Origin of the sequence: Acinetobacter gandensis (assembly GCF_001678755.1) — a bacterium.
Lineage (GTDB): Bacteria > Pseudomonadota > Gammaproteobacteria > Pseudomonadales > Moraxellaceae > Acinetobacter > Acinetobacter gandensis.
In genome coordinates this window covers 1-9457 of record NZ_LZDS01000020.1, presented here as the reverse complement: position 1 = coordinate 9457, position 9457 = coordinate 1, and the positions used below count along the sequence as shown (strand labels likewise).

Here is a 9457-nt window from a genome sequence, read left to right as displayed (position 1 = left end):
ATAAGACCCGAACAAGTCCATAACAGTTGTGCTGGCGACAATAGCAAGAGTGAACCACCTGATCCCTTCCCGAACTCAGAAGTGAAACCTCTTAGCGCTGATGGTAGTGTGGGGTTACCCATGTGAGAGTAAGTCATCGCCAGCTCATTATTCAAAATCCCCCTAACTCTTATGAGATAGGGGGATTTTTTTATGCCTTAATAATGATAAAAAAATCAAAAAATGAAAACCAAAGCGTTATTTCACCTAGGAATCAGGAACTCAGCTGCCTTCTTGCTTATTTAAACACTTAATTAAAGTTAAATTATTAGGGTTTTATTTTGATTTTTATAAGACCTAAGCTCAACTTTATTTATTCACTATAGAAATCTTAGACTTAGATCGTAGTCCAACGTATTTATTATGAAAAAATCGCGTTTTAATCTGACAATATCAATATCAAATAATCTATTGTCTGATTGTCATTAGGTGTTAATTAAGTCATTGAATATTATTAATTATAAAAACTAGACCCTCCGTCCACCATTTTTATTATGTGTAAATATTTCATTTTGATACTCATTTCTCTGACATTTTATAACTAAAAAAACCGCATATATCCTAAAGGTATGAGTCTATACCTTTGTAATTTTGGACAATTCATCATCAAAAACGGCATTGTAGCTGAAAAATAAATCTCACAATTGGAGGTGAGTTTCAATGTCTACAAGCACAGTGAATGTGAATAATGTGGTTGATAATGCCAAATTCACGAAGTCGCATTTAAGCATCATGTTGTGGTGTTTAATTTTGATTTTATTTGATGGTTATGATTTGGCCATCAATGGGGTAGCTCTACCTTTGCTAATGAAAGACTGGGGATTAACAGCTGTACAAGCGGGTATGTTAGCTAGTACAGCACTAGCGGGTATGATGTTTGGTGCGATGATGTTTGGTACTTTGGCCGATCGAATTGGTCGTAAAAAAGTCATCATGATCTGTGTGTTTTTATTCAGTACTTTTACTTTTGCTGGCGGTTTTGCAACGAATCCGACAGAGTTTGGTGTGCTACGTTTTATTGCTGGTTTAGGTATTGGTGGTGTATTACCAAACTTAGTGGCGTTAACTTCAGAATATGCGCCTAAACGTCTACGTAGTACCTTAGTAACCACTATGTTTAGTGGTTATGCTATGGGCGGCATTATGGCAGCACTATTTGGTTCATGGTTTACAGCAGATCATGGCTGGCAAATTATGTTCTTTATTGCAGGTATTCCATTGTTATTGCTACCTTTAGCATGGAAGTTCTTGCCTGAATCTCTGACTTTTTTGGTGAAAGTTGAACGTACGGCTGAAGCACGCCAAATGATTCAAAAAATTGCACCTGAACAAAATCTAAGTTCAACAGCAAAACTTGAGTTAACTGAAGTTGTTGTACCAGGTGGAACTTCTGTTAAAGCGCTATATAAACAGGGGCGTGGCTTAAGTACTGCACTGTTTTGGCTTTGCTTCTTTATGTGTTTATTAACGTTATATGCACTAGGCAGTTGGTTGCCAAAACTGATGATGGCCGCAGGATATTCTTTAGGTAGTAGTCTGACGTTTTTATTGGCCATGAACATTGGTGCGGTTATTGGCACAGTTGGTGGTGGTATTTTGGCGGATAAATTCCATTTGAAACCAGTGATTATTACACTGTGCTTAGCAGGTGCTGTAGCGCTGTCACTACTTGGATTTAACTCACCACAACCTGTGATTTATCTGTTGGTAGCTGTTGCGGGTGCTTCTGCAATTGGTTCGCAAATTTTACTGTATAGCTATGTAGCTCAATACTATCCGTTGTCTGTACGTTCAACCGGTATTGGCTGGGCATCTGCAGTTGGCCGTACTGGTGCAATTGTAGGTCCAATTTTGATTGGTTATTTATTGTCTCAAGAGTTACCACATCAAATTAATTTTATGGCCGTGGGGATTCCTGTTGTGATTGCAGCAATTGCAGTGTTCTTTATTCGCAAAGCACAAACTGATGAAGAAGTTGCAGCTGAAGCTGAGGCACAACGAAAAACCTTGAAAGCACAGCGTTCATATAGTTAAGTCTCACTTTAGAAAGCCCATCTTCTGATGGGCTTTTTTATCAATATTTTAATTATAAAGTAAAAAAGCCCCGACATCCTGTCAGGGCTCTTCTATATGCTTTGCAAGGTGAATTGTTCCATTGCATTTTGTCGTATGGTTTTTCTTTTTGTTTTAAGTTTGAGACATCCTGTCTCGGTATGGCTTCACTATAGGATTTTAGATAAGGCATGCCTAGATGAATCTGCCTCAGTTGTTGTAGGATATTTCTCACAAATATGTGTAAAAAACATGCAATTATAATTTTTTATATAAAATTAAGTTGATGTTTTAAAATGCTTATATTTAATTTTTTAGGTTTTTTGAAAAATTCAATTTCTAATAATCTTGCTGCTTGTGCTTTTAGTCGCAATGACTTTTAAATAAGGTAATGAACCTAAAAAGTTCTGCATTTTTGCCCATTTTTTATCAGCCTTGTTACGTAAATATAGTGAACTTAAAGCCAACTCAGCGCATGATAGGATTTATAGAAATCGCGTTATTATTCGGAATCCTAAGGAAATAAAAATGTCTGAATCAACAGTCAAAGTCACTGATTATCCTTTATACCTTGCAGGCAAAGCTGTAAAAACTGAACAATGGCTTGAGGTTCAAGATAAATATAGTCAGAAAGTCTTTGCCCGAGTTGCGCTGGCAGATGCTCAAACCATCGAGCAAGCCATTCAATCGGCAGTAAAATCGGCTGCTGAAATGGCCGCGCTTGAGCCATTTCAAAAACAAAAAATTCTGTTGCATTGTGTGAAACGCTTTAATGAAATGCGTGCAGAATTAACAGACTTGTTAATTGCAGAAGGCGGTAAACCGCGTAAAGCGGCGGCGGCTGAAGTTGAGCGTTTAATTAATACCTTCCAAATTGCAGCGGATGCTGTCACACAAATTGAAGATGGTCGCATGATTCCATTGGCGGTGACATCAGCTGCCTCCGGCTATCAGGGCATGGTCAAGCATGTGCCGATTGGTCCAGTATCATTGATCAGCCCTTTTAATTTTCCTATCAATTTAACGGCGCATAAAATTGCTCCTGCAATTGCTGCAGGTTGTCCATTTGTATTGAAGCCTGCGAGTTTGACACCTATCTCAGCGTTAAAAATTGCAGAAGTTTTGGCTGAAACAGATTTGCCAAAAGGCGTGTTTTCAGTACTGCCATGTCCACGTGAACATGCGGACGTGTTGGTGACAGATGATCGCTTTAAATTACTCAGCTTCACGGGTTCTGATGTAGTCGGTTGGGATATGAAAGCGCGGGCAGGACGTAAAAAAGTCACACTTGAGTTAGGTGGTAATGCCGCGGTATTGATTGAGCCAGACACAGAGATCAGCGAAGCATTTATCGATCGTTTGGTTGGAGGTGCATATAATCATGCAGGGCAGGTATGTATTAGTGTGCAACGCATTTTAGTTCACGCGGATATCTATTCCGATGTGAAGAAAAAAATGATCGCTAAAATGAAGCAAATAAAGGCTACAAACCCAGAACTCGAAAGCACAATGGTGGGGCCGATGATTAAGGATGCTGAAGCGATTCGGGTCAATAAATGGGTGGATAAGGCGATTAAAAAAGGCGCAAAAGCCCTGGTTCGTGGTGAGTTGAAAGGTGCGTTGCTTGATCCTATTTTATTGGAAAATGTTGATGCGTCATTAGAAGTGTATAAGGACGAGATTTTTGGTCCTGTGGCGATTTTAGAGAAGTACAAGAACTTTGAAAAAGGTATCGCAAAAATAAATAGTAGCCGTTTTGGTTTACAGGCCGGCGTCTACACTCAAAACTTAAATAAGATGATGTATGCATGGAATCATCTGGAAGTGGGGGGTGTAATCATTAATGATATCCCATCATTTCGGGTTGATAACATGCCCTATGGCGGCGTAAAAGACTCTGGCTTGGGTCGTGAAGGGATTCAATCGGCTATTCGTGATATGCAAGAAGAGCGCGTGCTGGCGATTAAATTATCATGATCTAGTTTGATCAGGCATCAATCAGCATGGTCTGATCGGTGCCTTTATTTTGAGTACAATCTTTCCTATAAAAAGTAATGCAGTGAATAAGAACAGATGAAGCAGATTTTTTTATTTTTGAGTTTAATTACCGTGCAAGTTTCGTCTTGGGCATTGGATGCTCAGCAAATGGTGGCGGATGCGCGTGGACAAATTGGCAAGACCTTGCACTATGATCCTGCATATACTCAGCTATCGTACCCAATGGGAGATGTACCGATTGTAAAAGGTGTATGCACCGATGTGGTGATTCGGGCATTACGTTTGCAGGGGATTGATCTGCAAAAAACCATTCATGAAGATATGAGAGCTCATTTTAAATCCTATCCACAAAAATGGGGACTGAAAGGGCCAGACAAAAATATTGATCACCGCCGTGTGCCGAATATACAAACGTGGATGAAACGCCAGGGCTATCAAGTTTTGGATCAGCAATATTTAGTAGGTGATGTTGTCACTTGGGACTTAGGTCGTGGGCTTGTACATATTGGTATTGTTTCAGACCGTCAATCTAATCTAAACAAGACACCGCTGATTATTCACAATATTGGGTCAGGTACGCAGGAAGAAGACATTTTATATGCTTATAAAATTACTGGACACTATCGAGTGAAATAACTAAGTGGATTACACTATAAATATATCATTCCTAAAAGTTATATTATTGATAATTTTGTTGTATAAAAAATAAGCTGATTAAATGAACATTTGATATAAAACAGATTATAAAAATGGAATATTTGCTTCAGAAATTACAGAAAAAGGCTGGAAAAGTGAGTATTGTTGAATTCATACAAAAGAAAAATATTTTGTTATGTTTTTAACAAAAATTGATGACTTATTTTTCTGTTTGCTTTCTAGTAAAGAAGCTCACAAGGTAACTTACTAGATCAAACACCCAGAATTTATTTTTATGGTGCTTTTTTGCTCGCGATATAACCATAACAAGCAGCAAAGAGCCGCCTAAGGTTTAGGTGTTCTATGTCAGATAAACGTGAAAACTGGTCAGCACGATCAGGCTTTATTATTGCCGCGATTGGTTCGGCGGTAGGTTTGGGTAACATTTGGCGTTTCCCATATGTGGCTTATGAAAATGGTGGCGGTGCCTTCTTAATTCCGTATTTGGTTGCGATTTTTGCAGCGGGTCTACCATTGTTGTTTCTTGACTATGCAGTCGGTCACAAATTCCGTAAAGCACCTCCAACAGCGTACAAAAAGTTGATGAATAGTGAAGCGTTGGGATGGTGGCAGGTGATGGTGACATTGATCATCGGTATCTACTATGCCAGCGTATTGTCTTGGGCGGGCAGCTACATTTACTACTCGATTGGTCAAAAATGGGGTGAAGATACTCAAGGCTTCTTCTTTAATACCTATTTGCAAAATGCCGATGGTATTGCCTTTGGTTTCGTACCGACATTGTTCTTTGGCTTAGTGATTGTTTGGGCAATTACCGTGTTTATTCTTTACGGTGGCGTAAAGAAAGGGGTAGAGCTTTCTAATAAAATCTTTATTCCATTGTTGGTGATTTTATTCAGCATTCTTGTTATTCAAGCATTACGCTTACCAGGTGCAACAGATGGCTTAAATGCGTTCTTTACACCGAACTGGGAAGCCATGACCAACTATAAAGTATGGTTGGCAGCATTCGGTCATATCTTCTTCTCGTTATCTGTAGGTTTCGGGATCATGTTGACTTATGCGTCTTATTTGAAAGCAAAAACCAATTTAACCGGTTCAGGTATGGTGGTTGCACTCGCTAACTCATCGTTTGAAATTTTGGCAGGTATTGGTATTTTTGCAGCTTTGGGCTTTATGGCACATAGTGCAGGTGTACCTGTAAATGAAGTGGTTTCGGGCGGTATTGGTTTAGCCTTTATTGCATTCCCGAAAATTATTTCGAGCTTAGGTGCAGGCGGCGACTTATTTGGCTTCCTATTCTTCTCATCTCTTGCTGTTGCGGGTATTACGTCAATGGTGAGTATTTTAGAAGTGCCAATCGCATCATTCCAAGATAAATTGGGTTGGTCACGTAAGAAAGCTGTAACGATTGTCGGCGGTGGCTCTGCAATTGTTTCAACCTTGATTTTCTCGACACATAGCGCGATTACTTTCGTTGATATCATTGACTACTTCGCGAATAACATTGGTATTGTGGCGGGTGGTTTGTTCTCTATTATCTTGGTTTCTTGGTTCCGTCGTCCATTGTTAACGCAATTGAAAGACCACGTAAATCAGTACTCAAGTATTAAATTGGGCTTTGGTTGGAATTTCTTAATTACGGTAATTACACCTTTATCACTCTTGGTGGCATTGGGCTTAACCATTAAAGCAATCGCAACAGAAGGCTACGGTGGATATCCAGTTGAAGTACTGTTACCTGTAGCAGGTGCGGTGATGGCTGTATTTGTAATTGGTGCAATTGTATTTAGTTGCATGAAAGACAAAGAAACTGAGGAGAAATAAAATGAATACTTCCGCAATGGTGATGTTGATTATTTCTATCGTGTTACTTTGGGGCGGCTTAATCTTGGCCTCCATCCACTTAGCGAAACATCCTGACGAAGAAGATTAAGATCTTCTTCCCAATAAAAAAGGAACCTTCAAGGTTCCTTTTTTATTAATATATCTATAGACAAAACATCAGTAGGTATTAAGCCGTTTTTGTAATTCGGCAATAATAGAAACCATCACCATGACCCACTTCAGGGAATAACTGACGACCGTGGATTTGTTCAATGCCCCAATCGGCGTCAATTTTGACTTCTTGTGCATCAGCATGCGAAGCAAAGAAATTCACCATTTGTTGCTCATTTTCAGCTTTTAAAATCGAGCAGGTGATGTAAAGCAGGGTGCCGCCCACTTTAAGCTGCTGCCACATATTTTCAAGAATTTGTTTTTGCAACTCGACTGTTTTTGCAATGTCGCCAGATTGGCGAAGTAGGCGAATGTCAGGATGACGACGCATCACACCTACTGCTGAACATGGTGCGTCAAGGACGATACAATCTGCTTGTTCAGGTGCTGTCCAAGTCACTGCATCCGCAGTAATAATTTCAACATGTTTACCATCTAAAACTAGACGCTCTAAATTTTCCGTCACACGTTTTAAACGCTTTTCATCCTGATCTAATGCGATCATTTTGCGTAGATCAAAAGTCTCAAGAATGTGTGCTGTTTTGCCACCCGGTGCAGCGCAAGCATCAATTACAAATTTATCATCTAAATTTGGCAACAGGGTTGCACACAGTTGAGCGTGTTCATCTTGTACGGAAAAACCACCTGCTTCAAAACCCGGTAGGCTTGGAATATGCAAGCTTTCATCCATCACAATACCGACGTTTGAAATTTCACAGCGATGTGCTTCGATACCTTCATCTAGCAGGATATCTAGGTACTCATCACGGCTGACTTGACGAGTATTAACACGTAAAGTGAGAGGAGCAACTTGTTTCAGCTGATAACTGATTTCGTTAAATTGTTCGCCCCAATCCTTTTTCAGTCGCTTGGATAACCAACTTGGTAAGTTGGTCGCTTGTTCAAGGACATCATAAAATTGTTCAGTTTCACGAGTCGCGCGACGTAATATCGCATTCACCACGCCACTTAAACTTTCCATGCCCAATTGTTTACTGGCTTCTACTGTTTCAGAGATCGCTGCATGTGCCGCCACACGGGTGCACAGCAATTGATAGAGTCCCAAATACAGACAGGTTTCAACGACTTGGTTTTCTAGTGGCTTTGACAATAATGGTAAGGTTAATTGTTTAAGCGCATGCCATTGACGTAGGCAACCTAAAACCAATTCATGGTAGAGCGCACGGTCTTTGTCTGACACGATATTCATATGTTGTGCCAGTACAGACTGTAGCGACTGACCATTTTGGACAGCCAATAACGTTTTCACAACCTGAGCACGTAAGTTGAGGTTTTTACCTGAGGCGTGGGGAGATTGCTTCATTATAAAATTTGTCCAATATTCAATTTTTGAGTTTGCAGGATTTGAACTGCATTCAGCGGTTTACCGCCCGGCCATTGTAGCGTAGTCAGACGAATTACACTGTTATTGCCGCAGGCAACATGTACACCGTGTTTATCAATTGCAATGATTTGGCCTGGTTGAGCCTCTTTTGCATTTGCATCTGAAAGTTGTGAATTCCAAACACGAAGATTGTTTTGTTCATCGAGTTGGATAAAAGCCACAGGCCATGGATTAAATGCACGAATATTTCGGTCAATTTGGATCGCATCCAAAGACCAATCTAGTTTCGCTTCAGCTTTTGAAAGTTTATGTGCATAAACAGTTAATGCTTCGTCCTGCACTTCACGTTGTTCAAGGTAGTGCTGTAAGCTTTCTTCTGATGCTAAAACCTGTACAGTTGCTTCGGCACCTTGTAGAGCAAGTTTGTCATGTAAAGATGCAGAGGTGTCTGTTGCTTCAATTGGGCAAATGGTTTTATACATCATGTCACCGGTGTCTAAACCAGCGGCCATTTTCATAATGGTTACTCCGGTTTCATGGTCGCCTGTGGCAATAGCACGTTGAATAGGTGCAGCACCACGCCAACGCGGTAATAAGGAACCATGAATATTGAGGCAACCGTACTTAGGTGTATCGAGGACCACTTGCGGCAAGATTAAACCATAAGCAGCGACCACCATTACATCGGCATTTAAAGCCGCCAATTCAGCTTGAGCAGCCAAACCTTCTTCAGTAGATGATTTGAAATGTAGTGGTTGATACACAGGAATATTGTGTTCCAGTGCCAACAATTTCACTGCAGATGCCGTTAGCTTTTGTCCGCGGCCAGCTTTGCGGTCAGGTTGAGTGTATACCGCAACGATGTCATGTTGAGTTTTGAGCAATGCAGCAAGAGCTGTTGCGGCAAATTCTGGTGTACCGGCAAAGATGATTTTCAATGGAAACAAACCGATTTTGTGGTGGATCAGCCAATTATAACAAAAGCTAGCTCTGGGTTATGTAGCAGTGCAAATTTAATAGATGAAAAAAGGTCATTTACTGACAAAATTTTCACTTTAAAAACGGCCAGTTAAAATCGCCCACTTATAGAAATTTGATGAAAATAAGAGGAAAAAACCATCAAAAAATAATACGTGATTATTCCGGTATGGCTTTGTTGCACAAAGATTTGAAATGCAAAGCGCCCCTAATTGAGCCAAATTTAAGGCGTAACTTGGGTAAGTGGTCGACCTAATTCCGTAAATCTGTTAAGAACTGCTACACGTGCATGGATCTCATTCACTTGGCTATCAAAACTCCTTGCACTGAGTTTATCTCCTAATAATTTGATGCAATGCATCTTAGTTTCAACCAAACTTCGCCGATGAT

At 40.1% G+C, this 9457-nt stretch carries 7 protein-coding genes, 1 rRNA gene and 1 pseudogene; 6 read left to right on the top strand and 3 right to left on the bottom strand.

Annotated features, from left to right (window positions below; translation table 11 throughout):
* The first annotated feature begins 30 nt into the window (after positions 1-30).
* From rrf to A9J31_RS15385, 6 genes are all read left to right on the top strand, one after another.
* Positions 31-145, top strand: a 5S ribosomal RNA gene (gene rrf, locus A9J31_RS07105).
* A 554-nt stretch (positions 146-699) separates the two neighbouring features.
* Positions 700-2073, top strand: a complete 1374-nt coding sequence (locus A9J31_RS07100) for an MFS transporter (RefSeq protein WP_067763415.1) — start codon at positions 700-702, stop codon at positions 2071-2073.
* A gap of 546 nt (positions 2074-2619) precedes the next feature.
* Positions 2620-4068 carry an aldehyde dehydrogenase family protein gene (locus A9J31_RS07095; protein ID WP_067763413.1) on the top strand — a complete coding sequence of 483 codons (1449 nt, stop codon included), beginning with the start codon at positions 2620-2622 and terminating at the stop codon, positions 4066-4068.
* Between the two features lie 96 nt (positions 4069-4164).
* A complete protein-coding gene (locus A9J31_RS07090; RefSeq protein ID WP_067763411.1) occupies positions 4165-4725 on the top strand; it encodes a DUF1287 domain-containing protein in 561 nt (186 codons plus the stop codon).
* 363 nt (positions 4726-5088) lie between these two features.
* On the top strand, positions 5089-6573 hold the full coding sequence (locus A9J31_RS07085) for a sodium-dependent transporter (protein WP_067763409.1): 1485 nt from the start codon (positions 5089-5091) through the stop codon (positions 6571-6573).
* Position 6574: 1 nt separating this feature from the next.
* On the top strand, positions 6575-6682 hold the full coding sequence (locus A9J31_RS15385) for a methionine/alanine import family NSS transporter small subunit (protein ID WP_081410288.1): 108 nt from the start codon (positions 6575-6577) through the stop codon (positions 6680-6682).
* Between the two features lie 78 nt (positions 6683-6760).
* On the opposite strand, the gene rsmB is transcribed toward A9J31_RS15385, so the two are convergent.
* The 3 genes and pseudogenes from rsmB to A9J31_RS15580 form a co-directional block, all read right to left on the bottom strand.
* Complete coding sequence (gene rsmB, locus A9J31_RS07080; RefSeq protein WP_067763407.1) at positions 6761-8068, bottom strand: 16S rRNA (cytosine(967)-C(5))-methyltransferase RsmB; 1308 nt, start codon at positions 8066-8068, stop codon at positions 6761-6763.
* Positions 8068-9027, bottom strand: coding sequence for a methionyl-tRNA formyltransferase (gene fmt / locus A9J31_RS07075; protein WP_067763417.1), 960 nt, complete (start codon positions 9025-9027; stop codon positions 8068-8070). Before fmt ends, rsmB begins: the two co-directional genes overlap by 1 nt.
* 263 nt (positions 9028-9290) lie before the next feature.
* A pseudogene (locus tag A9J31_RS15580) lies at positions 9291-9457 on the bottom strand (IS5/IS1182 family transposase); the annotation flags it as partial.